This window comes from Pseudomonadota bacterium (assembly GCA_010028905.1).
Classification (GTDB): domain Bacteria; phylum Vulcanimicrobiota; class Xenobia; order RGZZ01; family RGZZ01; genus RGZZ01.
In genome coordinates, this window is sequence record RGZZ01000915.1 from 1 (window position 1) to 1,079 (window position 1,079).

Annotated in this window: 1 protein-coding gene; it reads right to left on the bottom strand. The window is 67.3% G+C overall.

Translation table 11 applies throughout. The features are described 5' to 3' along the window. Nucleotides 1-1,074, bottom strand: a 1,074-nt coding sequence (locus tag EB084_26335) for a hypothetical protein (protein NDD31781.1), incomplete at its 3' end; no start/stop codon positions are given. Nucleotides 1,075-1,079 lie beyond the last annotated feature (5 nt).

Consider the following 1,079-nt stretch of genomic DNA (forward strand, 5'->3'; position numbering starts at 1 on the left):
CGTCGGGAAGCGCGATTTGCCGTCCTCCTCGGCGGCATCGGCCAGCAGCCCGACAGCATACCGGCGCCAGCCCTCCTGCCCTGGGTCCGTGAAGACGGCGCGCTCGGAGCGCTCACACGCGCCCACGATGACGCGAGGCAGCGCCTCTCGTAACCGAGCGCCCGCGTCACCTTCAGTGCCCACCGTGCGTGCTGCCAGGCGCCGGATCGCCTCGAGGAGCTGCGTGCCGTCGGCCTCGCCCGGCGGCGGCGGTGGCAGCTCCTGCAGCGCCTCCCCGAGCAGCATGAGCCACGTGGACCAGACGTCTTCCGATAGGATCGAGAGGGTGAGCGCCATCGACGGCTGCCCGAAATCGATCTCGTGGTGCTCCTCGTAATATTGAGGTTCGTCATATTGAGGCACCACACGCCCGTTGATGACGTCGTCCGCAGCGAGCATCGCTGGGTCGGTCGACGTGTGGTGGAAGAAGCCGCGGGGGATGTAGAGCACACGGCCGGGGCGCATCGTGATGTTGAGGAGTGGGGGGCCCATGACGTCGACGGCGTCGGTGACGGCGCGCCGTGAGAGGGGGTCGATGACGTCGCCGTTCTTGCCGCGCTGCAGCGGCTTGAGGGTGAGCGGCGCGCGCGGCGCGTGCACGCACCAGCGCTTCGCTCCGTGCGTCTGCACGATGAACACCGAGTGCGCGTCCTGGTGCGGACCAGTAGCCTCGGTCAGGTACGGCGGTGAGATGTACAGGTTGGTCTGCGTGTACGCGTGGAAGTAGCGCACGATGCTGTGGATGAGACGGCCAATGGGCGGCCAGTACACCTCGAGGTTATGCATCACGAACGTGCGCTGCTCCTCCATCGCGATGTCCACCGCGTTCGTCGGCACCTCCGCGCCTCGCTCCCACCGGTAGTCAGCGAGGAAGCCACTCGCTGGCTTGTGCATGGCGGCAGTCCCGTGGTTCTTGAAGAACCTGATGGGCCAGGCGCCGATCATCTTTCCCACGTCGGGCAACCGCATGAGCGCGTGGTTCCACTCGCGCCCCGCACGAGACACGAGCGGCGTGTGCTCCCAGTGGTCGCGCATGAACT